The sequence below is a fragment of the Rhodoblastus acidophilus genome (genome assembly GCF_900187365.1).
GTDB lineage: Bacteria > Pseudomonadota > Alphaproteobacteria > Rhizobiales > Beijerinckiaceae > Rhodoblastus > Rhodoblastus acidophilus.
This window is the reverse complement of sequence record NZ_FYDG01000002.1, coordinates 230,941-254,470: the sequence shown is the minus strand read 5'-3', so window position 1 is coordinate 254,470 and position 23,530 is coordinate 230,941. Positions and strand designations below refer to the sequence as shown.

At 61.6% G+C, this 23,530-nt stretch carries 24 protein-coding genes and 1 tRNA gene; 5 read left to right on the top strand and 20 right to left on the bottom strand.

The window, feature by feature from the left end; genetic code table 11:
- Nucleotides 1–93 precede the first annotated feature (93 nt).
- On the bottom strand, nucleotides 94–3,057 hold the full coding sequence (gene polA, locus CFB24_RS06445) for a DNA polymerase I (protein ID WP_088519764.1): 2,964 nt from the start codon (nucleotides 3,055–3,057) through the stop codon (nucleotides 94–96).
- A gap of 106 nt (nucleotides 3,058–3,163) precedes the next feature.
- On the opposite strand from polA, the gene CFB24_RS06440 reads away from it, so the two are divergent.
- Nucleotides 3,164–3,240 (top strand) — tRNA-Arg (locus CFB24_RS06440).
- A gap of 78 nt (nucleotides 3,241–3,318) precedes the next feature.
- Here the strand turns inward: CFB24_RS06440 and CFB24_RS06435 are convergent.
- The 15 genes from CFB24_RS06435 to CFB24_RS06360 form a co-directional block, all read right to left on the bottom strand.
- Nucleotides 3,319–3,603: a hypothetical protein gene (locus tag CFB24_RS06435; protein ID WP_088519763.1), complete on the bottom strand. Its 285-nt coding sequence runs from the start codon at nucleotides 3,601–3,603 to the stop codon at nucleotides 3,319–3,321.
- A 151-nt stretch (nucleotides 3,604–3,754) separates the two neighbouring features.
- A complete protein-coding gene (locus CFB24_RS06430) occupies nucleotides 3,755–5,371 on the bottom strand; it encodes a terminase large subunit (RefSeq protein ID WP_088519762.1) in 1,617 nt (538 codons plus the stop codon).
- Complete coding sequence (locus CFB24_RS06425) at nucleotides 5,343–5,756, bottom strand: phage terminase small subunit P27 family (RefSeq protein WP_088519761.1); 414 nt, start codon at nucleotides 5,754–5,756, stop codon at nucleotides 5,343–5,345. The genes CFB24_RS06430 and CFB24_RS06425 overlap by 29 nt, the downstream gene beginning before the upstream one ends.
- A gap of 438 nt (nucleotides 5,757–6,194) precedes the next feature.
- Nucleotides 6,195–6,776, bottom strand: a complete 582-nt coding sequence (locus tag CFB24_RS06415) for a hypothetical protein (RefSeq protein WP_088519760.1) — start codon at nucleotides 6,774–6,776, stop codon at nucleotides 6,195–6,197.
- A gap of 142 nt (nucleotides 6,777–6,918) precedes the next feature.
- Complete coding sequence (locus CFB24_RS06410; RefSeq protein ID WP_088519759.1) at nucleotides 6,919–8,550, bottom strand: phage major capsid protein; 1,632 nt, start codon at nucleotides 8,548–8,550, stop codon at nucleotides 6,919–6,921.
- A complete protein-coding gene (locus CFB24_RS06405; protein WP_141098375.1) occupies nucleotides 8,547–9,905 on the bottom strand; it encodes a phage portal protein in 1,359 nt (452 codons plus the stop codon). Before CFB24_RS06405 ends, CFB24_RS06410 begins: the two co-directional genes overlap by 4 nt.
- 68 nt (nucleotides 9,906–9,973) lie before the next feature.
- The gene (locus CFB24_RS06400; RefSeq protein ID WP_141098374.1) at nucleotides 9,974–10,564 is read right to left on the bottom strand and encodes a hypothetical protein; all 591 of its coding nucleotides are present in this window, start codon (nucleotides 10,562–10,564) and stop codon (nucleotides 9,974–9,976) included.
- A 2-nt stretch (nucleotides 10,565–10,566) separates the two neighbouring features.
- The gene (locus CFB24_RS06395; protein ID WP_088519756.1) at nucleotides 10,567–12,219 is read right to left on the bottom strand and encodes a YfjI family protein; all 1,653 of its coding nucleotides are present in this window, start codon (nucleotides 12,217–12,219) and stop codon (nucleotides 10,567–10,569) included.
- Nucleotides 12,216–12,470, bottom strand: a complete 255-nt coding sequence (locus CFB24_RS06390) for a hypothetical protein (RefSeq protein ID WP_088519755.1) — start codon at nucleotides 12,468–12,470, stop codon at nucleotides 12,216–12,218. The genes CFB24_RS06395 and CFB24_RS06390 overlap by 4 nt, the downstream gene beginning before the upstream one ends.
- On the bottom strand, nucleotides 12,463–13,167 hold the full coding sequence (locus CFB24_RS06385; RefSeq protein WP_088519754.1) for a hypothetical protein: 705 nt from the start codon (nucleotides 13,165–13,167) through the stop codon (nucleotides 12,463–12,465). Before CFB24_RS06385 ends, CFB24_RS06390 begins: the two co-directional genes overlap by 8 nt.
- A gap of 2 nt (nucleotides 13,168–13,169) precedes the next feature.
- Nucleotides 13,170–13,460, bottom strand: a complete 291-nt coding sequence (locus CFB24_RS06380) for a thioredoxin domain-containing protein (protein ID WP_244593083.1) — start codon at nucleotides 13,458–13,460, stop codon at nucleotides 13,170–13,172.
- A gap of 68 nt (nucleotides 13,461–13,528) precedes the next feature.
- Nucleotides 13,529–14,068 carry a MerR family transcriptional regulator gene (locus tag CFB24_RS06375; RefSeq protein WP_158255123.1) on the bottom strand — a complete coding sequence of 180 codons (540 nt, stop codon included), beginning with the start codon at nucleotides 14,066–14,068 and terminating at the stop codon, nucleotides 13,529–13,531.
- Between the two features lie 314 nt (nucleotides 14,069–14,382).
- Complete coding sequence (locus tag CFB24_RS06370; RefSeq protein WP_088519752.1) at nucleotides 14,383–14,646, bottom strand: hypothetical protein; 264 nt, start codon at nucleotides 14,644–14,646, stop codon at nucleotides 14,383–14,385.
- Complete coding sequence (locus tag CFB24_RS06365; RefSeq protein WP_111390649.1) at nucleotides 14,633–14,905, bottom strand: hypothetical protein; 273 nt, start codon at nucleotides 14,903–14,905, stop codon at nucleotides 14,633–14,635. Before CFB24_RS06365 ends, CFB24_RS06370 begins: the two co-directional genes overlap by 14 nt.
- An 8-nt stretch (nucleotides 14,906–14,913) precedes the next feature.
- Nucleotides 14,914–15,312, bottom strand: coding sequence for a hypothetical protein (locus CFB24_RS06360; protein ID WP_141098373.1), 399 nt, complete (start codon nucleotides 15,310–15,312; stop codon nucleotides 14,914–14,916).
- Nucleotides 15,313–15,371: 59 nt separating this feature from the next.
- Here CFB24_RS06360 and CFB24_RS22470 point away from each other — a divergent pair, with 59 nt between their 5' ends.
- The 3 genes from CFB24_RS22470 (at nucleotide 15,372) to CFB24_RS23005 (ending at nucleotide 16,376) form a co-directional block, all read left to right on the top strand.
- On the top strand, nucleotides 15,372–15,806 hold the full coding sequence (locus tag CFB24_RS22470; protein WP_141098372.1) for a hypothetical protein: 435 nt from the start codon (nucleotides 15,372–15,374) through the stop codon (nucleotides 15,804–15,806).
- 85 nt (nucleotides 15,807–15,891) lie between these two features.
- The gene (locus tag CFB24_RS22460; protein ID WP_146610571.1) at nucleotides 15,892–16,119 is read left to right on the top strand and encodes a hypothetical protein; all 228 of its coding nucleotides are present in this window, start codon (nucleotides 15,892–15,894) and stop codon (nucleotides 16,117–16,119) included.
- Nucleotides 16,120–16,130: 11 nt separating this feature from the next.
- Nucleotides 16,131–16,376: a hypothetical protein gene (locus CFB24_RS23005; RefSeq protein ID WP_158255124.1), complete on the top strand. Its 246-nt coding sequence runs from the start codon at nucleotides 16,131–16,133 to the stop codon at nucleotides 16,374–16,376.
- Nucleotides 16,377–16,948: 572 nt separating this feature from the next.
- On the opposite strand, the gene CFB24_RS22450 is transcribed toward CFB24_RS23005, so the two are convergent.
- From CFB24_RS22450 to CFB24_RS06350, 3 genes are all read right to left on the bottom strand, one after another.
- Nucleotides 16,949–17,269, bottom strand: coding sequence for a hypothetical protein (locus CFB24_RS22450; protein ID WP_141098370.1), 321 nt, complete (start codon nucleotides 17,267–17,269; stop codon nucleotides 16,949–16,951).
- 495 nt (nucleotides 17,270–17,764) lie between these two features.
- Entirely contained in the window at nucleotides 17,765–19,045 is a 1,281-nt protein-coding gene (locus CFB24_RS06355; RefSeq protein ID WP_088520101.1) for a tyrosine-type recombinase/integrase, read from the bottom strand.
- Nucleotides 19,046–19,448: 403 nt separating this feature from the next.
- Nucleotides 19,449–19,718, bottom strand: a complete 270-nt coding sequence (locus tag CFB24_RS06350; protein WP_088519749.1) for a helix-turn-helix domain-containing protein — start codon at nucleotides 19,716–19,718, stop codon at nucleotides 19,449–19,451.
- A gap of 513 nt (nucleotides 19,719–20,231) precedes the next feature.
- Here CFB24_RS06350 and CFB24_RS06345 point away from each other — a divergent pair.
- On the top strand, nucleotides 20,232–20,615 hold the full coding sequence (locus CFB24_RS06345) for a TroA family protein (protein WP_088519748.1): 384 nt from the start codon (nucleotides 20,232–20,234) through the stop codon (nucleotides 20,613–20,615).
- 41 nt (nucleotides 20,616–20,656) lie between these two features.
- Here the strand turns inward: CFB24_RS06345 and CFB24_RS06340 are convergent, their stop codons facing one another.
- On the bottom strand, nucleotides 20,657–23,479 hold the full coding sequence (locus CFB24_RS06340; RefSeq protein WP_088519747.1) for a CheR family methyltransferase: 2,823 nt from the start codon (nucleotides 23,477–23,479) through the stop codon (nucleotides 20,657–20,659).
- Between the last annotated feature and the right edge of the window lie 51 nt (nucleotides 23,480–23,530).

The window sequence follows — 23,530 nt, the reverse complement described above, 5'->3', positions numbered from 1 at the left end:
CCAAGGCCGCGCGCTGAATAAAGTTGGCGTCACGCAAGATTTCAGGCGGCCCGCCGCATGGGGGCCGCCTTTGCCGCCAGGGCGCCCTCCTGGTTAGTGCGCTTCATCCCAGTTGTCGGCGGCGCGCGCCTCGACCCGCAGCGGCACGGAGAGATCGACCGCCGGGAGGGCGGCCTCCTCCATCACCGTGCGGACAATGGCGAGCGTCGCCTCGACCTCGGCGTCGGGCGCCTCGAACACCAGTTCGTCATGCACCTGCAGCAGCATTTTCGCCGCAAGTCCGGCGTTCGCCAACGCCGCGTCCATGCGGATCATGGCGCGGCGAATGATGTCGGCCGCCGCGCCCTGGATCGGCGCGTTGATCGCGGCGCGCTCGTTGAACGCGCGCTCGGACGCATTGCTCGCGGCAATGCGGGGATAATGACATTTGCGCCCGAACAGGGTGCTGACAAAGCCCTGTTCTCGGCACAGCTTCTTAGTGCGGTCCATATAGACGCGAATGCCGGGAAAACGCTCGAAATAGAGCTTGATATAAGCGCCCGCCTCCTCGCGCGAAATGCCGAGCTGGTTGGCGAGGCCGAAAGCGGAAATGCCATAGACGATTCCGAAATTGATCGCCTTGGCGCGCCGCCGGATTTCGCCGGGCATCCCCTCGACGGGAACGCCGAAAATCTCCGACGCGGTGCGGGCGTGAATGTCCTGACCTTCCGCAAACGCCTGCTTGAGCTGGGGAATGTCGGCGATATGGGCGAGCAGCCGCAATTCGATTTGCGAATAATCCGCCGAAATCAGTTTTTGCCCCGGCGCGGCGATGAAGGCGCGGCGAATCTTGCGCCCGGCCTCGTTGCGCACCGGAATATTCTGCAGGTTGGGTTCGGAGGACGACAGCCGCCCGGTGGAGGTCGCCGCCAGCGAATAGGAGGTGTGAACGCGGCCGGTTTGCGGGTTGATATAGCGCGGCAGGTTTTCGGCATAAGTCGAGCGCAGCTTCTGCACCTGCCGCCATTCCAGCAGTTTGGCGGCGAGTTCATTGCCCTGTTCGGCCAGATCGTCGAGCACGCTGGCGGAGGTCGACCAGGCGCCGGTGGCGGTCTTCTTGGCGCCGGGCAGGCCGAACTTTCCGAACAGAATGTCGCCGACCTGCTTGGGCGAGCCGAGGTTGAACGCCCCGCCCGCTATTTCATGCGCATCCGCCTCCAGCCGCGCCATATCCTGCGCGAATTCGCCCGACAGCCGCGACAGGATGGCGCGGTCCACGCAGACGCCGCGCCGCTCCATCCGCGCCAGCACCAGCGGCATCGGCCGCTCCAGCGTCTCATAGACGGTGGCCATGCCCTCGGCGACCAGACGCGGTTGCAGCACGGTCCACAGCCTGAGCGTGACATCGGCGTCCTCGGCCGAATATTCCGCCGCCTTGTCGAGCGGAACGCGGGCGAAGCCGATGAACGACTTGCCCTGGCCGGCGACCTCGCTGAACGGAATGGGCCGATGCTCCAGAAATTTCAGCGAAAGCTCGTCCATGCCATGGCCGTTGAGGCCGGCGTCGAGCGTGTAGGACGCGAGCATGGTGTCCTGGACCGGCGCGACCTCGATCCCGTGCTGCGCCATCACCAGCCAGTCATATTTGACGTTTTGCGCGATCTTGATGACGGAATCGGCGGTCAGCAGCGGCTTCAGCAGATCGAGCGTCTCGCGCAGAGGCAACTGGCCTTCGACCAGATCGGCGCCGAACAGATCCTCCGCCCCGGCCTTGTGGCCGATGGGAATGTAGCAGGCGCGGTTGGGGCCGAGCGCCAGCGACAGGCCGACCAGATTGGCCTGCAGCGCGTCGAGGGAATCGGTTTCGGTGTCGAAACAGACGAAGCCGGCCTCGAACGCCGCCTCCACCCATTCGCGCAGCTGATCGAGCGAGGACACACAAAGATATTTGTCGCGCTCGACCGGCGCCTTGGCGGCTTGCGCCCGCGCGGCGGCGAGGGCCGCCGGACCGGCGACGGCGACGGCGACGGGCGTCGGCTCCGCCTCGGCTTCTTCCATGACGGGGCGGCTGGAAAGCTCGCCATTGCGCCCGCGCCAGCCGCCCGCGCCGATAAAGGCGGGATCGGGCTCGATGGCGCCGGCGTCCACGTCGAACAGCTCGGCGACGCGGCGGGTGAGCGTGGAGAATTCCATCGCCTTGAGGAAGCCGACCAGCGTCTTGCCGTCGGGCTGGCGCAGGCGCAAGTCGGACAGCGGCGTCGTCACTGCGACGTCATCGACCAGCGCCACCAGCCTTTTCGACAGCCGCACCTTCTCGATTACGGCGGGATCGGTGAGGGTCTCGCGCTTCTTGTTCTGCTTGATTTCGCCGGCGCGAGCCAACAGGGTGTCGAGGTCGCCATAGTCGCCGATCAATTGCGCGGCGGTCTTGACGCCAATGCCCGGCGCGCCCGGCACATTGTCGGTGGAATCCCCGGCCAACGCCTGAACATCGACGACTTTTTCGGGCGGCGCGCCGAAATAGGCGACGACCTCGTCGCGCCCGATCCGCCGCTCCTCGCGCTCGCCGGAGGCGGGATCGAACATGGAGACGCAGGGGCGCACCAGCTGCATCAAATCCTTGTCGGCGGAAATGATGGTGACGTCGGCGCCGGCTTGCGCGGCGTGCCGGGCGTAGGTGGCGATGAGATCGTCGGCCTCATAGACGTCCTGCTCGACCGGCTCGAGCCCGAACGCCCGGACCGCCGCGCGGAACAGGGGGAATTGCGGCACAAGGTCGTCCGGCGGCTCCGAGCGGTTCGCCTTGTAGAGCGGGTAAATTTCCTTGCGGAACGAGTTTTCGCTCTTGTCGAAAATGATGGCGAGATGGGTGGGTTTGATCCCGGCCGCGCCCTCTCGGACGAATTGCAGCAGCTTGGCGCAGAACAGGCGCACGGCCCCGGTTGGCAGCCGGTCGGCGCGGTAATTATATTTCTGATCCTGACGGATGGACTGGAAATAGGCGCGAAAGATGAAGTTCGAGCCATCGACGAGAAAAACGTGATCGCCGGGCGCAAGGGGATTTGAGCGTTCTGTCATTCGCGTGTTCTGAAAGGAGGGAGGCCGAACTTACACGAAAGCGCGACGGACCCAAACCGAACAAAACGCTTTGCCGAACGAAGCGCATTTGTTAAACAGGAGTCAGGCACCCGTAGCTCAGCTGGATAGAGCGCTGCCCTCCGAAGGCAGAGGCCACAGGTTCGAATCCTGTCGGGTGCGCCAATAAAATCAACGGTTTCGCGGATTTTGCAAAGCGCCGGTCAAGCCCGAGTCAACAAATAGTCAACAAAAGACAGAGACTCACGCGGCCGCGAAGATCGTCAAAACCTCGTCGGCAATCGCCTTGGTAAGCTCTTCAGTCAGAACCACGGCTGGAAGCCAGCGCCCATCGGGGTGTCGAAAGCACGGCAACTCACATGATAGGCCGCCGTAAGGCAGGCGCATGATTTTGAAGCCCTGCATAAGCGTCGGAATGCCGTCAATCTCGACTTCGACCACGGCTAAGCCAATCAGCCGGCCTTTCTGAACCTTCTCGACCGAAACAACCGTCAGGGTTGCCGTCGCCCCCTGCGACTCTTGCGACATTGCGACACTCCGGGCGCTGTTCCCCCATTTGGGAATCAACAAAAAAACTCGAAAACGCTCAAACTGCGAACTGACAAAACTGACGAAACCCCGAAAATTTTCGAAAACGGCTTGGAGACATACCCCCAAAACCCCCGAAACCCTCAAGGCGTCACACCCACAGGAATCCGTCTGGCCTTTCTTCCGTTTCGTAAACGCAAGGCCCTTCGTCGGTCGCCAGGATGCGGCCCACGGCCATGGCGGAGGCGACGGCCCCGTCGATTCGCCCACGCGCCCGCTCTTTTGTGAACTTCTCGTTTTCCGCCGCGTCCGTTTCCGCGACCACGTTCGCGAAGCACATGCGGAGCAGCGGATTTGCGCCATGCCGAAACGAGCCGGACAGAATCGCCCGCTTCAGTTCCTTGACCGGCGCGGCCATGCTGGCGAAGCCCTGTCCGAACTGAGCGACGGTAAAGCCCTCCTCCTGAAGCGCCACGTTCACCGCGGTCGAATTCCAGCGGTCGATTGCGATTTCCTGCACGTCAAAATCTTCCGCCAGCGCGGCGACATGCTCGACCACGGCTTTATGGTCGATCACGTTCCCTTCCGTGACCTTCAGGACGCCCGATTCGCGCCAGCGCACGTAATCCGCCCGGTCACGTTCGGCTTTGCGCGCCAGCCCGGCTTCTGGCAGGAAAAACATGGGCAGCACGTCATAGACCTTGCCGTTTTCACCCTCTGAGGGGAAAACCGCGACCACCGCCGTCAAATCCTCGACGCTGGATAGGTCAACGCCAACCCAGCAGGTCCGCCCCAGCAGGTCCGCGCGATCCGGCATAGGCTCGCAGGCGTCGTAAAGCTCCAGCGCCACCCATGGTTGCGCCGCGCCTTCCTGCCATTGGTTGAGGTGGAACCGGCGGAAGTCGGCAATCTCGGAAGGAAAATGTTCGATCCGTCGCGCCTTGATTCGCAATTCTTCCAGCGAGCAAAAGCCGGCCTCAATCGCCGGGTTGGCGGCGTGCCATGCGGCTTCGTCGCGCCAATCGGCTTCCGCCGGCGCTGCGAAAATGATCGGTGCGAAGCTCGGGTCTTCAATCTCGCCGCTCGCGACCTTATGCGAGTAATCCCACAGGTCCCAGGCAAGCCCGCCGGTCCCTTCGCCGGCCGTCGAGATGATGACGGATAAGGGGTGTTCCCGCTTCACCATGGAGTCCTGAACGGTCTTAAACAGCTTGCGCGCCTCCGCTGGCGCCCATGCGTGGACTTCATCCGCCAGGAAGAAAGAGACGTTCATGCCGTGCTTGCTGTAGGCCTCGGACGAAATGGCCTTCAACACGCTGGAGGTCTTTGGATGGTTCAGCAGCTTGCGGCTTTCAACAGGCGAGACGCGCGCCGACAGCGCCCGGTCCTGCTTCACCATCTCCCATGAATGCTTGAAGGCGATGCCGGCGTTCTCACGGTCGGCGGCGGCCTGCACAACCTGCCCGCCGGCTTCGGCCTCCGGTCCCATGAAATGCGCCAGGGCAAGCGCGCTGGCGAGCGTCGTCTTGGCGTTGCCGCGCGGTATCCAGATGCAAGCCGTCCGCACAAGCCGGCCGCCGTCTGGCGCGCTCGGGCCATAGATCCGCCGAATGATCGCCTCTTGAAATGGCGAAAGCTTAAACGGCTCGCCTGCAAATCGTCCTTCCCATAGCCGCAGGCGGCGCACGAAACGGCAAATGCGTTCGGCGCGGCCATCAGGATCAGGATAAAGCCCAGGATCAGGCGAGAAGATCGGAGTCCCAGCCATCACCCTTGTCTTTCTCGTCCTGCTTGCCAGTCATGCGGCGATGCGGCGTCAGGCCAAGTTCGGCGGCGAGCAAGCGCGCTTCACGCATGGCGGCGGATTGCATCTTGAAGACAGGATGCGTCTTGCTTTCGCCGTTAACGCCAGTCACCAGGCGCCCATCGCGGAGCATGATTTCTTCGTATTCGCGCACCTGTCCGGCGGCGACACAGTAGGCCTCCAGCGTGGCCATCATCTCGACCTTGAGCAGCCCGCGCGCGTTCAGGTCCGGAGCGGCGCGCTTCCATTCCGCCTTCGCCTGAGACGACAACCAGGACGGAGCGCCAGGGCAACGGCCCGGATTTAGGCCGCCTTCAATGACGGCAAGGTTCGGCTTCCGGCCTCTCATTTCTCAAAACCCCTGTTTTCCGTAATATTGCGCGCAAGTCCTATAGGCCGGTTCGCCCCCTCCGCTCGTATGTTCGACCCACCCCCCGGTCTATTTCCGAAGGCGCCTTCCTCTCGGATCGCCTTCCGGGTGTTGCAGCCATGGTGCATCGGTTGCCAGTTCGAGCGGGACCAGAACAGCCGCTGGTCGCCCTTATGGGCTTTGATGTGGTCAACCATGTCAGCGAGGCGGCCACAGCCACAGGCGCAATAGCGGTTCTCAGGCAGGGCGAGGAAAGTCTTGCTCTCCTTCTGCCATTTGGTGTCATAGCCACGCTGGCGTGCTGACGGTCGGTTCGCTTCTGCCCTTGCCTTAACTTCAGCGGCACAGACAGGACAGCGAGGGCCAGTGAAGGCAGGGTGACCACGCGGACAATGGCGAGGGGCGGCATAGGGCATGTCAGGCCACCCCAGGCAGGACATAGGGCGCAAGCAGTGAAGCGACATCGGCAGGCATGGCGACGCCGCCGACTTGGTAATCGGTGCGGCCAATGCCTTCGACAATCTCGGAGCGCAGCAGCGGGTCACGGCCACGCGAAGACCATTCGAGATTGATCAGTTTGAGCGCCGCTTGCTCGATATCAGCGGGCAGCGTCCGATCAGTCGAATCCGGCAGCACATAGCCGGCGCGGTAATCCACCTCGACCACACCCAAATAGGGCAACGCGAGATAGACGACGCCATCAACACCCAGCTTCCAAGCGGACGGGGCCAGCGTGTCGCCGTTGATCATGACAGAGACAACTTCAGTGACAGGCCAGCGCGACAAGACGAGCTTGTCCGTCCTCAAACTGAGGTCGAAGGTTTCCACGACGCGCTCCAAGGCGAACGTGCGATTGCAGAAACGCGCGATGGTGGAGCTAACCGACGCGATCAGACGATCAAGGCGGGCGCTATCGTCCATGCTGGCGTCGAGTTCATCAAGCACGGTCGCCAGCGTCGTGAGGTTTTGTCCTGAAGCTTTTTCAATCACGGTAATCATGGTGTTCCTCAAAGTGAGGATAAGAGTGGCCTTGCAACCTTGAACCCTGGAACACGGCATGTCTGAACCGTTGAGGGCGGGCAGGTTGCTTTTCGTTGTTCGGCTGGCCGTGTCGCCGTCATCCATCGCCCTCGAATTGTTGTCAGGTGGCCATCTGCAAAGTGCGGAACGCTTCCGGCTTCACAACCTGTCCACCGACGCGGCGACGCGCATGGAAGCGGGTCAGGCCGCTGGTCGCCTGCGTGAAGGGATCGCGGAGCAGCGCCAGCGAAACGCGGTCAACAATCCGATAGCCTTGGAAGAAATCACCCAGGACAATCGGCAGGGCGCTGGCGGCAATGTCGGGCATATCGGGGGCCTCGATGACCGGGCGTCCGAGAAGCTGCGGCGGCGCGCCGACCTGGAGGCTGTCAACCCACAGAAAGCGGCCGGTCGTGTCCTTGAAGTTGCGGATCACGCCGATGGTGTTGCGGTTCATCATCCACACGGCGTTGTTCGCATAGGGCGACGGCAGCTTGTAGAAGAACGACACGAGAGCGTCAGCGGTAATCGCCGTGGTCGAACCCGCTTTCACCTTCGCGATGTTGGTGTCAGTGAGAATGCCCTTGGGCTTGTTCACGCCGTCGCCGGAGACGAAGGCGGCGCCCTCAGCGCGGCCGAATTCTTCGCCCAGGTCATAGGAGACTTCGGAGGCGATATCGTAGGCCGAATCTTCAAGAAGCTGGTTCGAAACATCGACGTAGCAAGCCAGTTCGCCCGGCGCGACGGTCACGTTGTCATAGGTCGCGTCCGAGCCGGAACGAGCGCCGGTTTCGGTCACCCACGCGGCGGTCAAATTGCCGGTGCGACGCGGAATCTTCACTTCGGCCGCGCCGATGGACATAACGCGGGCGGCAGTGCGAACAGGAGAGAACTGGACGAGGTTGCGAATGATCTCGCTGGCGAATTCCGGCGGCGCAAACACGCTCGCATTCGGATCGCCAACCGTCATGCTCTTTCCTTCCAGGCCCAGCGACTTGCGCTCATTGTCGCCAAGGGCGCCGACGCCGCCGCGAAGGAAGGCGTTGAAGGATTTCTTCTGCAGGTCGGCCAGCTCGTCCTTGCTCACGCGCGCCGCGCCGGGGCGGTTCATCTTGAGTTCGAGCGCGTCGGCGCGGTCCAGCGCCTTTTTCAGTTCGGCCTCGATGTTGTCGACCTTCGCGCCCTTGGCCTCCAGGTCCGCAATCTTGCTCTTGAGTTCCGCGAGTTCCGTCGCGTCGGTATCGATATCGGTCATGCTCTTTCCTTTCGCCGTCGCGGCGGTTTTCACACTCGTCAGCCGGGCGCGGTCATTCATCGGCACAGTGACAAGAGAGACTTCGCCCAGGTGGGCGGATTTGATTTCGCGGACGCCCTTCGCGCTGCGGCTGGCGCGCTTGGTGCGGTAGCCAACTGACAAGCCGGAAACGGCGCCCATCTTGGCGAGCGAATAGGCCTCGCGGCCTTTCTGCGTGTCGATTGCAAGTCTGCCCTTGATCGACAGGCCGGCGGCGGTTTCCGTCAGCGCGTCGATAACGCCAATGGGTTCAGCCGGGTCATGCTGCCACAGCAGCGCGGGGCGGGTTCCGGCGGACTTGTGTTCGTTCAAACTGTCAGCAAAAGCGCCAGGCGCGAACACGTCGCCGCCGTGGTCAACATTGCCGTAGCCGGCCGCAAGCCCTTCGAACGCGCCAGAGGTTTCCGCGTCGGCGGACCACTTCAATTCAAGCGCAAGTGTCTTCGTCTCGTCTGTCATTTGCTGGCCTTGGAGGTTCGGCGCTTGGGCGCGACAGGCGCGGGATCGGCCGGGGGTTTTGTTTCAGTCTGAAACGAAACCTGCGGGGTGGAGGGTGTCGGTTCAGGCGACACCCCTAAATTTGGGGCGGTCGAATTCAGCGGGATCGTCTGGACGCTGCGCATCGGTTCATCACCGCCAGCAACCGGCGGCAGCCCTTCACGCTCGCGGGCCTCGTTCAGGACGAGGACGCCGCTTTCAATGCCGGACTTGTACGCGGCGAAACGCTTCTCCGTGTCGGCGCGCGTAAAGTTGCTGGTGTCGAATTCGATTTCATATCCGGCGTCGCATTCTTCCTGCGTCAGCAGCGCACGCTCCAAGGCGTCTTCGAAAAGTTCGAGCAAGGGGACGATGGTGCGATCAAGCAGTTGCTGCGCGAGCGATTCCGCATTGTTGAGAGTCGCCTGTTCGAGGTCGTTCAGCAGGACCGCCGGCACATTGAGACAGCGGGCGATTTCGAGAACCTGAAATTTGCGGTTCTCCAAGAACTGAGCGTCGGTGCTGGCGAGTTGCAGCGGAACGAATTTCATTCCGTCTTCAAGAACCAGCGTGCGCCCGGCATTGATGGCGGCGCCGAAACCAGACTGGAAACTTGCAGCAAGTCGCGCTTTCGCCTCAGCGGCTAGCTTGCCCGCATATTCGAGCAAGCCAGCAGGACGAGCGCCGCGAGAGAATAATCCGGCGGCATGGCGTTCAAGAACCGAAGCGACGCCGATAGCTTCAGCCGCGAGATTGACGAGGCCCAGGCCGCGCGCGCCGTCCAGGGTGAGATTGCGAACATGGACGATATCCCCATAGCTGTACTCGCGAGAACCGCCGTTCTGCATGGCGACGCTGTATCGCGGCTCCGTCGTGTCCAGATCGAGCGTGATCGAGCAGGCGCGCGGGTCAATGCGATGAAGCTCGCGGGGTTCGCCGCGAACGCGGGAGACGAGCGCAAGCCCGTTTCCCCAGATCAGAACGTCCTGAATAAGCTGCCGCTTGAACTCGGTTTCGCCCGTCCAGCCGTTCGGCTGCTTCAGCAGGCGCGCGACGGGGTGATCCGTGACCGGCCCCTTGTCCTTGCCGTCGCATTTAACAAGCCGGGCGTCGAGCGTGCCGATTGCATCCCCGATGATGCGGACGCCATTCTGAGCAGCCGGACAGCGCAGCACAGCCCAGGCGTCAACGGGAACGCCAGAGGCCGCAGGGGGCGCGTTGAAGATTTCCAGAACAGCGGGAGACGACAGCGGCGCAGATACCGCTTTCGTCTCGCTGGCAAAGAATGATTTAAGCTTTTCGAGCATGTCCGCCTTAAGGTCGGCGGCAATTATCATATAAAAATCAAGCAATAAAAACACAAAACAGCAAGATAAGGCAATTTAAGCGCGCTGTAATATTCTAGCTATTGCTTGAATATTATCCTTTCGCCTCCAACTGTGCCGCGATCAAATATCGCCTCATCCTCAAGGCGGCAATGGTCAGGCCCGAACGCTTCGACCTTGCGGCCCTGGATAAACCAAAGCAGGCCGCCGAGCGCGCCGTCGTGCGGCAGGTCAAACAGTTCCGCCTCTGTCCAATTCCAGCGCGCGGCCCATTCTCCCCATGCGGCGAAGAACCGTGCGCCGTCGCTAATCGCCATGTTCCATTCGTCGGTCGCGGTTCCATCTGGCGGGCGCGTGCAAAGGCGTGTCCAGGCGTTGACGTATGCCGGCGGGATATCATCGCAGCACAGCGCGGCGCGTTCGGCGTGGTCAGTGGCGAGGGGCGAAAATTTTCGAAAATGCTCAGAACGCGAACTGACAAAACTGACAAAACCTCCCGCGCCGGCTTTGGGCTGGTCGGAAAATTTTTCAAATTCGCTCCGGTTGCGAACTGACAAAACTGACGAAACCGGCTCAAACGGGGGTTTGTCAGTTTCGTCAGTTCCGGTTTGGCGCGTTTCTGAATTTTTTTCCTCGTCAGCAGCGCGGACGGAAGTAAGCCAGCGTCCCATGTTCAGCCCTCAGACTTGATGCGCGGATTCCAGATATAGGAGACGGTAGGACGCCCACCAGCAGGCGACGCGGCAGACAATTCTTCGCGGCAATAGCCATGGGAGACGAGCATATCAATTGCGTCGGCCACGGCGTCACGGTCCGCAATGCCAGCCCACGCTTTGCGCTGAATGTCGCGCGCCGTGAATTTTTCCGGCAATTGCGCCCGCCGCTCCAAGATCAACTTAGCGCCGCTTTCCGCCATCGTGCTCCCGGCAGAATAAAGCCGGTTGGCATGAGTGCGGAGGTAATCAGCCCAATCGAACGCACGCGCCGCCGCCTCGGCGGTCACAGGCCCTTCGCCGCCGTCGAGAAGGTGGAAGATAAGCGCGATAGAGCAAATGGTCTTGGGCATTTTCAGAAGGTGACTTTCCATGACGGTCGGCAGCTTGCCCGAACGCGCCTCGGTCTGAATTTCTGTCATCCACGTCTTGAACATGTCCTGAGCGACGGCAGAGAAGCCGAATACAGCCGGCTCTTCGATCTTGCTGGAAAAGTCATGCAGCCGGCGAAACGCCTCTTCGTATTTCTCGCGCGCCTCGGCGCTTGGGCGGCGGTCTGTGTATTTCCATTCTGAAACGGGGTCGGGCCAGACGGAAAGCTGAAGTCGTTGGATCAATCCATCATCACTCCTGCCCGACATGGCGCCGCGAACGAGCGGGGCGATGCGTGACGGCTGAACGCCGCCGATGATAGACAGCGTGGCATTTTCAATATGAACGGTTCCGCGCCCGATGCGGTCATAGGTGAATTGTCCGTCGCCGTTGAAGGCTTCAAGATAGAAGGCGCGGTCACTTTGGAATTCTTCGGATTCGAGTTTCGCAAGGAAGCCCGGCAATTCGTCGCGGACGAGCAGCAGGCCGCGCGGGTTTTCGTTCAGCAACTCGCCCAGCTTCTCGACCGTGGCGTCATTCACGACAAGACGCGGACACGGAACCTCATTGCGGTCGCCGCCGCCGGAGGCCTCGTTGAGCAGCCGCTTCGCCTCGTCGCGGTCGCCAGCTTTCAAAGCCTTTTCCGCACGTTTCTTGGCTTCCTTGGCGTCCAGGCTGGAAAGCGTATCTTCCATATCGGCTTCGCGCTGCGCCGACTCCCATTCCTTCCGCAAGCCCGCCTCAATGGCGTAGATCGAGCAGAGAGCGGATTTCGCGGCCGGCGTCTTCATCATGCTTGGCGCGCCAATGAGAGCGCCCCACAGGTTCGGCACAATCTCCCAATCGTCGTGTTGCTTCGGTCGAATCCTGACCTTGTTTCCGACCACAGCCGACAGGCCGCACAAGGCCGCGACGGCGACGAAATCAGCCGGCGATTGCTGGCGTTCGGCAACGTCAAACACGTAGTCCCGCAAGACAGGCGGCAGAAGCTCGGGATCGAACGGCGCCACCGCCGGCAGGGTCGCTTCAATCGGCTTCGGCTCGGGCCAGGACGGCGCGCTCCCCGTTGCCGGCGCGTACGGCAGAGAAGGGCGGCCATCGGCGCGGACGCCCGGCAGCGGAACGACAGAGAGCGGCGTCGCGGCAGGCGCAGCGCGCTGACGATCCTCTTCGATCCTCATGGCGTAATAGGCGTCTTGTTTATCTCGCGACCACATATGATATCCCGGCGGGTAATTCATTTCTCACCACCTTGGCCGCTGGCCCGCAGTTCTTTCACAAGCTCGATGATTTGAAGCAGCACGGCGCGAAGCTGGCGCGCGTGAATTTCGCTTTCATAGTCATGCCCGCGCATTGCAGATTGCTCCAGTGAGAGAGCGAACGAGGCGAGCAAAGCGGCGTTTTCCGCCAGCGCGTCGCGCTTGAGCCAGATAAGATCGGAGGCGACGCGGGGCGCGCTGGCGCTTTGAAGGGTCGGGGCGGCGCTAAGCATTGCCGCCCCCGTCGATCCAAGCCGGCAAGTCGGGATCAACCAGCCGCACGGCAGCGGCAAAGGTCCGATACTTCGGACGCTTCGCAACCCAATCGCGGAACCACGTCTTGTTGAACGGCGCGAGCCACTTGACGCCCGCGCGGGACCATTCGGCGTGATTGGTAAAGGCGTAGATCGCCGCCGCCTCAATGCAGTCGATTTCCTCGTCGGGCATGTGCTCGACGGTTGCGGTCAGCAATATCTGGAGGGCGATGGCGTGGATTTCCGGCGGCAGAGTGAAGCCGTCCGCGTGCGTAAGATTCGAATGGCAGATGTCAATCAGCGCGTCGGCGCGCGTCGTCCAGTTCGAGCACTCCAGCGCGAGTGTGATCCAGTTTTCAATCGGAATGTCCATGTCGCAGCCGCGCGGCAAGGTCGGATAGACCGGCTGGCGCGGACGCGGCAGGGCAACTTTAGGAACCTTACGGCCGCCGTGGTCGGTGAAGATGTCGAAGGTGATGCTGTTACCGGCGCGCGCCTTGAACGCAGCGCGGCAGGCCGCGCGATTGGCGGCGCCATAAACGCCGGCCATGTCCATGCAGCCTTCAATGTCATGGACCCACGAATTTTCGTCGTCGCGGTCGCCGTAGACCGCAATCGAAGTGCCATAGGGCGACGGGATGAAGCCGAGCGGCTTGCCGAGGCTGGTCGCGGTCATTGTTATTCCTCCCCCTCGTCAGCCGAAGACGTGCGGAGGCCGCCCAGGCTTTCCTTGGCCCAGCGGTCAAGCTCGATGACCGGATAGAGCGCCATTCGGCTGACCTTCTGGAAGGCGGGGCCGCCGCCGACGCTGGCTTTCTTCGCCAGAGTGGCGACGGCAATGGGAATGCCGTGGACGAGGCCCAAATACTCGGCGGCCTCATCACGCCGGAGGCGGGGCTTGCGCAGGCGCGACGGCAGGCAAGCCGAATGCGTTCCCTCCACAAGGGAAGGTTGGGAATGCTCAGTCATTCGTTGATTTCCTTGGCTCGGGCCACCCGATCAAACTGCGGGTGGCCCACGATGAAACGAGGGACGGCCTAGTTGCGGTAGTGCTGCAGCTTCGCGGTCGCGCGCGCGTAGATGTCGTCAATGTCGATCAGTAGGACCGAACGGCAGTTCTTACCGGCAATGTGAAACAGCGCGTCCTTCGCGTCCTTCAGCCGCTCAACCTTCGCGTCCGGCTCGCCGCCGTCGCTCGGAAAGCGCACAACCAAGATAGTAGTGTCGTCCGGGAACAGATCGCCGGGAAGGCGGACGTTCTTCAGTTCATCGACAAGCTCGCCTTCGCGGTAGCCTCCGGCATTCCCGCCCATGTCGGTGAACTCGAGCGCGATTTTCGAAGCCTCTTTGACGCTGATCGAATTGCGAACGAGTTCCGCCGCCAAGCAGATGTTCAAGCTTCGACGAAACGTGAAGAGGCGGCGGCCACCAGTGCCGGGGGTGAACCGGTCCGGGGTGTCGTGAACGAGCGCGATATCGCCGCGCTTGATCCAGGTGCGAAGCGTCTCAACCGGAAGGCCGGCAGCGCCTGCAACTTCGGCGGTCGAGAATTCCGGCGAATCAGGATTGTGTTTCATGGTTCCGCTTTCAGTAGGTTTGAGCAGACCACATATGAACATGGTTGGCTTAGACCGTCAATGGTTTGCGTGAACCACATATGAAGTTCTTACGATATTTTTTGCTTCTCCGGTGGAAAACCCCGCGCGGCGACCGTGCGGGGCTATGGCGGCGATTGTCACTCGTTGTCGCCTTTCCTCCTTTTTGCCCTCGCTACGGCCCTTGCCAGCCTCCACCGCAGCCATTTGACGCGGATCAGAAGCCCTAAGTGTTCGAAAAGGTCGGCAACCAGCACAAACCAATCTCTTGAGATACGCATGTTGTTCTCCCTGGCTCAGTCGCCATTGCCGCCGGGCAGGTGGAGCGGCTGAATCCAGGCTTCTTTCTGGCATTCCCAATCATCATCGATCATCTCGGCCTCGTCGAATTCGCCAAGAACCTCTTCGGACAAGGCCTCTTGGTCGCCGTTGTCTTCGTCTTCGTCGTCTCCGTCGAACTCGTCCAGTAGCGAGATCAGCGCCTCGACGGCATTGGCAATCCGCGCCCGCATGGCCGGCGTGAATTCGGTGATCTGCGTGAAGTCGTCAGGATCGCGCATGGCGGGCGGCCTCATCCTCAACACGCATGACGGTGACGGCGGCGCTCGCATGAAAGGCGACTATGCTGGCGAGTTCACTCACAGCCATGCGGTTGCGCTCATCCTCCATGTCGATTGCGTCGTCGCCTTCGCGGAACAGCAGCAGCCACAGCGCACGCGACAAATAGCATGCGGTGAACATGTGCTCGTCCTGGTCAACCAGATGCTCTTTCCGCGCACTTGAGTGCAGCAGATCGTAAGGATCGTGTTTTGAGCTCATGGCCGTCCTCACGCCATCATTGCGGGGCTGGCGAGAACGGATTTCAGCATCACAGAAATTGTCGCGCCGTCGTACAGGTAGTCGCTGATTTCCTCGATAAGATAAGCCAGCAAGGCCCGCACGCCGTGCATGGTCTGCGGCTTTTCTTGCAGCAGTAGGCGGAAAAGCGCCGCCTGCTGGTCGCAGCAAAATGCGGTTGTGTCCTCGTCGGAAGCCGGAGAGTTCGCTTTGCTCGTCCAAGCGCGCATCTCCATGATGAGGTCGAAAATTCGCTGGTCGGGGTTCGCAGGGCTGGCAGCGGCAGCGGCGCCCAGCGCGGCAAAGACGGCGGCAGCGGGGCCAGCAGAGAGGAAAAGGCGGCGAGAAGGCAAAGCGGTGGCGTCTGCCGAAACGGTGGATTCGGGCATTGCTGTTGCTCCTATGAGCGTTCCGTGGTACGTTATGTACATACATGCATGGAATATGCATGTCAATACATGCTGGTGCCGTGATGCCTAACGACAAACAATTCCAAATGCGCGTGTCGGACGAATTTCTGTCGATCATCGATGGATGGCGGCGGCTTCAGCCTGATTTACCCCCTCGTGCCGAGGCTGTTCGTCGTTTGGTTAATTTCGGTGTCGAGGCCAGCTTAACGCTTTCTCCAACCGAATCATCCGACCGGCAATTATTGCTCGCCAAATTTCGAGAATTTGTCGCAGCGACGCTGACAGACGATTTCAAAGATGGGATTGATTTGGATATTGCGGCTCGAATTGCCAAAGCGATGGCGAATCTTTCAGACGGTGAAATCGAAACCGCGTTGACTATGACTGTCAGGCAATTGGTGAGGCGTGTCGCGCAATTGCAGGAAAAATCTGGCAAGGCGAAGCCAAAAAAAGCGACATCAGAGCGCGTTTGATGGATCGGCAACGCCATCGAAGCCGCAGGCGTCGAGTTCATCGAACCGAACGGCGGCGGCACAGGAGTTAGGCTAAGGGTGAATGATGACGAAAAAAGAAGCTGAACCTGCGATTCGTAGACTTTGCCATGATTGGGCGCAGGAAACGGGGTTTTCCGTTTCTTCAGGTGAGATGCCAAGTTTTCTTGCTTTCAAGGAATGGCTTAATTCAAAAGGGTATGGTCATTATTTGCGGTTCAAATCACTATGCGGTCCTGACGCAGACGCAGAACGCTGGTTTGATGATGAGCTTGGACAGAACTGGCGCAATTGACGGGTTCAGAAATGACTTACATTGATTCTCTAATTGACGAGTTATGGAAGGCGCAGGCTTCCAATGAAGTTGATTGGGACACGGTTCGCTGTGTCGCAATAGAAATAGATAAGCTTGCCGAGACAAAAGAACAAAAAGCAGCAGCAGAACAATTGAAGGCGTTATCTCCAGGAATGTCCTTTGGTCGTGTGATAAGTGCGATACATTCAGCGTTTCTCACGGGGAAACCGGACGTTGACGGCTGGCCTAGGCGGTAACAATGTTAGATCATCGCCAAGAGCTTCGCCACGCGCGGCGACCATGCGGACTGATCGCGCTGTTTTCCCAGTCGCACCAGCAGTCGCGTCAGCGAAAGAACAAGTGGAATTTTTTTCCACTTGATCACTCTTGCGGTCGCCCCCGTGCTTCGTCTCCGGGTGCAGCAGTTCGTAGATCTCTTTCCGCCAGGAGGTTGCGCAGATTGCGCATCCTGCGATGGCGTCAGGTTCGTCCGCACCGACTGAACACAACAATCATTATGCGAATCCGAGACGGAAAACGCCCGCCAGGGATGGACTGACGGGCGTTCGCTGTTACGCGTCGAGGAGGATCGGGGGGAAACCCTCGACCAGATCGGCATACAACCTGAAACTTGCCCCTAACCTGCGTTTTTCGCGTCACCCTTATCGCCGGTCGCGGTCGTTCGCGAAATCTGACTGGCGAGGCGCTCCAAGCTTTTACGTTTAGTTAAGCTCGTTTCTGAATAGCGCTTGCGCTCCTGCCTCAGCGCTCTTAGCTGAAGGATAGCGATGGCGTCAGGCGTTATCGTACTCGCTGGCCCGCGCCATCATCATCCAACGGTGGGGCGGGCTTTTTTTGCTAGCGCGTCCAGTTCCACGCCCTTGTCTAGTGACGTGCCTTCTACGGCCTTTAGATCGTCGCCAAGGGCCTCGCCGCGCGCGGCGGCGCGCTCGACCGTGCGCTTGTCCTTGCCGGTAGCTTCGGACGTAGCGGATGCAAACGACAAATTGTCGCTCGCATCATTCCATCGCGCATTCGCCCCAGCAGTTCCCGCCTTCGTCTCCGGGTGCAGCAGTTCGTAGATCTCTCCGACGCGAGATCGCCAGCGCCTCCTGTGCGGGCGTGAGGTTCGCCCGCACAAGGTTTTCATCTATCTCCGCAAGCTCGGCTATCCCGCGATCAGGCCGAGGCCTTATCCGGCACCACGGCGAAGCGGACGCCGAGCGCGCGCATCTCGGCGCTCACGGTTTCATGGCGGGGGAGGTTTTGGGGGTTTTGGGGGTATTGGGTCCGAGCGTTTCTGAAAATTTCAGCGCGCCGTGGCGGGAGGTTTTGTCAGTTTTGTCAGTTCGCGTTCTGGCGCATTTGCGATTTTTTTTGCTCCCCGATTTGGGAGGCGGCCCGCGAAGTGTTGCAATGTCTCAACGGATGACGCCACCATAATCGGCGGCCTAAGTTTGGCTTAGGTCGTCATCGTCGGGTCGCAGCGCCGGAGTTTTCGCCGAATTCGGTGAAAACCAGGGCGAAGTGCAGCAACTGCAGCAACTGCAGCAGGGGTGAGTGTCCGATTTTTTTACCGTGGTCACCCCCCTCCGCACGCAGGAGCTTGGGTGGCGCAGATTGCGCACCCTTTGCCGCAAGCCCATTATCCCCTCGCACGCGGCAGCTTCACCACCTTCCCCTCAGCCTTCCCGGTCATGTAGCTGTCAATGGCGCGCGAAACCTTGTCGGCGGCGGCGATCAGCACGGCGTCGAGATGGTGGACATAGCGACCTGTCACGGTTCCGGCGGCGTGGCCGAGCATGGCCGCGATGGTCGGTTCTGAATAGCCAAGATCGCCAGCGACAGAGCCAAAGGAATGGCGCAGCGTGTGAGCGGTGACGCCCTCCAGGCCCGCCCGCTTCGCCAGCCGTTCAATGGCGCCGTCGAGGCCGCCGAATGCGCCATCATCGCGCCGCGCCGCCGGCAGGACGAATTTTGCTTCAGCCTCGCGCGTCAGGCTGTTCAGCACGTCGAAGGCTGCGCGACCAACTGGCCGCGTGCTGGCGCCTTCCTTCGAATCCTCCAGGCGGAAACAGCCGCCGGCCTCGTCAACCTCTTTCCAGTTAAGTTGAACAACCTCCTGCAACCGGCAGCCGGTCAGGGCCAATAGGCGAGCGCCCGCCGTTCCCTGCCATGTCTCGCAAGCCTCTTCGGCCTGTTGGATAGCTTGCCCAAAGGCCCGGTACTCGTCAGGCGTCAACCGGCGAGTCCGCTTGTTGTCCGCTGGCCTCTTCACGCCGTGCGCTGGATTGAAGGGAATGACGCCCTCAGAGACGGCGAACGAGAGTATTCCGCCCAGCAGGCCAGCGGTTCGCGCCGCCGTTCCCTTGCCGCCTTCTACAACGGCTTTGCCGCGCAGTTTGTCGGTCTTCTCAACCGTCGCCGTCTTGCCGCCGGTCACGTCGCGGATGAATTTCGCCACGTCAGCAGGTGCGAGGTCTTTCACCAGCTTCTTGCCGAGCAGCGGGATTATGTGTCGATCAATCCGGCCGCGATCTATGGCGAGGGTCGAAGCCTTCTTGGGCTGGCCCTTCTTGCCCATGATGAAGCCCTTTTCGGTCGCGTCGAGATATTGCGCGCAAAGGTCTTTGACCGTGAGTGAGGTTCGCTGCGTCGCGCGCTCAGTTGCCGGGTCTTCGCCTTTGGTGACGCCGCCCAGGTTTTGGAGCGCCAGCTTGCGCGCCTCTTCGGTTGTTATCTTGCCGTGCTGGCCGATTGTGATGCGTTTCTGTTTGCGGTCCTTGTTCCGATAATCGACGTAATACGTCTTTTTTCCCGTCGGCAGAATGCGGACGCAAAAGCCCTTCAATTCCCCGCACCAAATGAAATATTCCTTCGGCCGCACCTCCGCGTCGTCAACAATTCGCTTGGTGAGCTTCGACATGAGTTTTGCCATGCGGCCACTGCCTTCCGAAAACGAGTCAACAAATAGTCAACACATTTTCGGAAACGGGGGAATAGGCTGGAATATTCCGGTGATGGAAACGAAGTATGAACACCCATGTTTTTCAGTGCTTTGGAAAGGCCTAGAAAAGAGTAGAAAACCCTAGAAAACAGCTAACCAAAATCCTCCGAAGGCAGAGGCCACAGGTTCGAATCCTGTCGGGTGCGCCAATAAAATCAATATCTTTGCAGATTTAAGAACGCTTGGCCTAAGCGCGGGTCGCCAAATGGTCACCGTCAGGCGCAATGCTCAAGCTCCGCCATATCGCCAAAACCTAATCCCTAGCCTCCTTTGATTCGCCCGGACGCTGCGGGTTCGCACCGTCCGGCGTGCGCGGTGGGGGTTAGTCTGAGCTTTTGCCTCCGGAAATACGAATTGCTCGGAATGTCTCGGCGTCCGTGTCGCAGAGGATGAAATATGACGGCGGTGCTTCGAAGATTTCGCAGATCGTCAGCAGTTGTCGTGCGTTAATTCGCTTGGTTCCGGCTTCGAACCGTTTGAAGGTGAAAGGGTCGATATCGATAGAACTCGCTGCATCGCTCAGCGATAATCCGAGTTGCTTTCGCCTGAAGGCGATGCGTGCGCCAACAAGTTTGTCGATGCGATTTTCCATTGGACTCTAGCCTTGCTTTATCGAGGTCGCTCCAGCGCTCTCGAACGTTCGCTAAGTTAACGATTGCTGAACAATCGTCATTAATACAACCTTAAATGGAAAACGGCATCTTTTGAAATCTTTCCTTATGTACTGGTTAACGGGCGTTATTCTCTTGTCGAATCAGATGGTTTAGGGCTTCCTGTCTCTACAAAGAGCGAATTTTACCTCTACAGTTGAATGCAATCGCCGGGTTGCCGCCAAGTTTGAGATTTCACCCCCACAGAAAGCCGTCTGGCCTTTCGTCCGTCTTATAAACGCAAGGCCCTTCGTCGGTCGCCAGGATGCGGCCGATAGCCATGGCGGCGGCCCCGTCGATCCGCCCTCGCGTCCGCTCTTTCGCGACCTTTTCGTTTTCCGCCGCGTCCGTTTATCGACAAGGCGTTATGTGCTCATGCCACGTTGCGCTTGAAATCCCAGGCGCCGCGATCGCTCAACGCCCAACACCGATGACCGGGGCGTCGCCAGGCGCGCTTGGCGGGCGGCGAAAACGTCCACCATTGCCAGCAGTCCAACCACGGCGGCGGCGAGGCGGGCAGCCTTGAACAAGTGATCGCGTACAAGCCGGACTTCATCCTGGCGCAGGACCGTCAATTCGTCGCCTCGGCGTTGGAGCAGCCCGTGTGGCGCAATGTTCCCGCGATCTCCGCGCACGCCATCGCTTTCGCGCCGCGTCTGCCGTTCAACTGGGGCGATCGCCCGCCCAGCTTCATGCGGGCGATTGGCGTGCAATGGCTGGCCAATCTGCTTTATCCCGAGCTGTTCCCCTTGGACCTCCGCGCCGAGACGAAAAGATTTTACAAGCTGTTTCTGAACGTTGATCTGAGCGACGCCAACCTCGACGACATCTTGCGCTGATCAACCGCGGCGGCATTGCCGCGCCGCGCCCGTCGGATCCGTCATGAGCTTGACTCCGTGGCGCGCTCGTTGCGAACCATCGGGACGATCGCCGCCAGCAGGTCTTCGCCGGCGATGGGCTTGCGCAAGAGTTGGATCGCGCCGCCCGCCCTCAACTCCGTCTTGAGCGGATCGGCGTCGCCCGCATAGCCCGTCAGGATGATGACGGGAAAGTCGGGACTGCGGTCATGGGCGGCGCGCGCGAGGTCGAGGCCGTTCACCTCGGGCATCGACAAGTCGGACACGAGCAGGTCGAAGGTCTCGTCCGATCTTATCTTCGCCAGGGCGCCGGCGCCCGTCGTGGACATGATGACGTCAAGCCCGCGCCCTCTCAGATAGTCCGTCAGAAATTCCGCGATGGTGGCGTCGTCGTCGACCAGCAGCACGCGGGCGGCCACAACGGGGGCGGACGCGGGGGGCCGGCGCGGCGGCCGGGCGTCCTCCTCCGCCGGGGCGACGGGAAGCCACAACGTCACCGTGGTTCCCGCGCCCGGCGCGCTGGCGAGCGTCAGGGCGCCGCCGGATTGCTCGGCGAAGCCGCGCGCCATCGACAGGCCGAACCCCGTGCCTTTTCCGAACGGCTTGGTGGTGAAGAACGGCTCGCAGGCGCGCGCCAGCGTGGCCGCGTCCATCCCCGACCCGGAATCCGCGACGTCGAGCCGCACATATTCGCCGGCGACGAGTCCGTCCTCTCCCTGGCGCGTTTCGCGTCGCGCCCGCAGGGTCAGGCCGCCGCCGCCCGGCATCGCGTCGAAGGCGTTGTTGGCGAGATTGACCAGCACGGTTTCAAGCTGGCTGCGGTCGGCCGACACCGGCGGCAGGCCGTCCGCCACGTCGAGCGCGAGCGCGACGCCGGCGCCGGAGGCCGCGCCGAGCAAGTCGCGGGAGTCCGCCAGCAGGGCGGCGACGTCGATTCTTTGCGCATGAAGGTCGGCGCGCCGGGCGAAGGCGAGCAGGCGGCGCACCACGGCCGCGCCGCGCTGCGTCGCCTTGATTTGCAAGTCCGTCGCGCGCCGGACCAGCCGGGCGTTTTCGGCGCTCCGGGTCATGACGTCGGCGCTGGCCGCGACGCCTTGCAGAATATTGTTGAAGTCATGCGCGACGCCGCCCGCCAGTTCGCCCAGCGCCGCGAGCTTTTCCGCCTGCGCCAGCCGCGTCATCGTCTGCTCGCGGATGCCGACCTCCTCCCTCACCCGCTGCTCCAGCTCGGCGTTGAGCCGCAGCAAGGCGTCCTGCCCGCACTTCTGCGCGGTGACGTCGCGCATCACGCCGATCATGCGCCAGGGACCGTCGTCATCATAAAAATAGCTGCCCTGCGCCGACAGCCAATGGATCGAACCGTCGGGATGAACGGCGCGAAAATCATGGTTGTAGACCGTGCGCGCGTCGCGCGCCGCCTGCAAGGCCGCTTCGGCGCCGGCGCGGTCCTCCGGATGCACCCGGGCGATCCACGCCTCGTAGCTGGGCGCGATCTCGCCCAGCGCATAGCCCTGCATCTTGAAATGCCCGTCCGACCAGACCACGGCGCCGGTGCGGAGATTCCAGTCCCAGGTCGCGAGTTCGCCGACCGCCAACGCCAGCCGCAGCCGCTCGGCGTTTTCGCGCAAAGCATCCTCCGCCTGCTTGCGCTCGGTGATCTCGACGAACGTCAGCGCCACGCCCGCTCCGGCCTCGCCCGGGTCATAGCTGCGAATTCGGCGCGCGAACCAGCGCCCGTCGACGGTTCGCGCTTCCGCCTCGTGCGTGCGGCCCGTCGAGAGCGCCTCGCGAACAGCCGGGACGAGATCGGGATCGTGGATGCGGGGGACGAAATCGGTCAGCCGGCGGTTAAGATCGCGCTCGCTGATCGGGAACAGCTCCATCGCCGCCGGCGTGAACCATTGCAGCCGCAAATCCTGGTCGAGGAACAGCGCGATCAGCGCGCCGCCCGCCAGCATGGCGCGCTGGGCTTCCAGCTGGCGGATTTTGGCCGCGCGGCTGGCGTTAACGGCGCTGAGACGGGTGTTGACGTCGTGAAGCTCGCGGTTGAGCGCGAAAAGCTCCTCCTGCGTCGCCTGAAGATCCTCGAGGGACAGCCTGAGCCGCGCGATTTGGTTCGTCCCGTCGGACGGCCCCGCCGGAAGGCTGCGGAAGGGAGCCGTCTCGGCGCTCTTGCGAAACAGGCCCGCCTCGGCGTCCAGCGTCTCAAATCCGGCCGCGCGCGACGCGCCGACGCCCCGGGCCGGCCGGCCGAGGAACAGCACGCCGCCCGGGCGCAAAGCTTCGTGCAAGCGATGCAGGGCGCGCGATTGGTTCTCCCGCGTCAAGGTCGCGAGATCGCGGCACACCGCCAAATCCATTTGGCGAAAGCCCCAATCGGCGAGCAGATCCTGCTGGGCGAACACGCAATGGCTGCGCAATTCGTGCTTGAGCCGCCAGCCGCCGTTCACCGCGTCGAACCATTTGCGTCTGCGCTCGGGCGAGACGCCGGCCATGTCCGCTTCGGAAAACTGGGCGCGGCGGGCGCGCTCCAGCGCCGGCGAGACATCGGTGGCGAAAATCTGGAACGAAGCGCGGCTGTTGGCGCGCGCGATGTTTTCCTGCAGCAGGATGGCGAGGCCGCAGGCGTCCGCGCCGCCGCCGCACGCGGCGGACCAGACCCGGATCGGCGCGTTCCCCGCAGCCGCCATGGGCGCGAGGATGGATGCGTCCAAACGACGCCAGGATTCGGCCTCGGCGAAAAGACCGGCGGCGCAACCAGGCATGAACCGCACTTTCTCGATCCGTCGCCAGTCGCCCGGCGACTTTTCCAGAATCCGCTTCTTGAGGATCGACCGCTTTCTCATGCGGCTTGACCTTCAGCAAACACGGTGGATCCCCTAACGGTAACTTAGGAG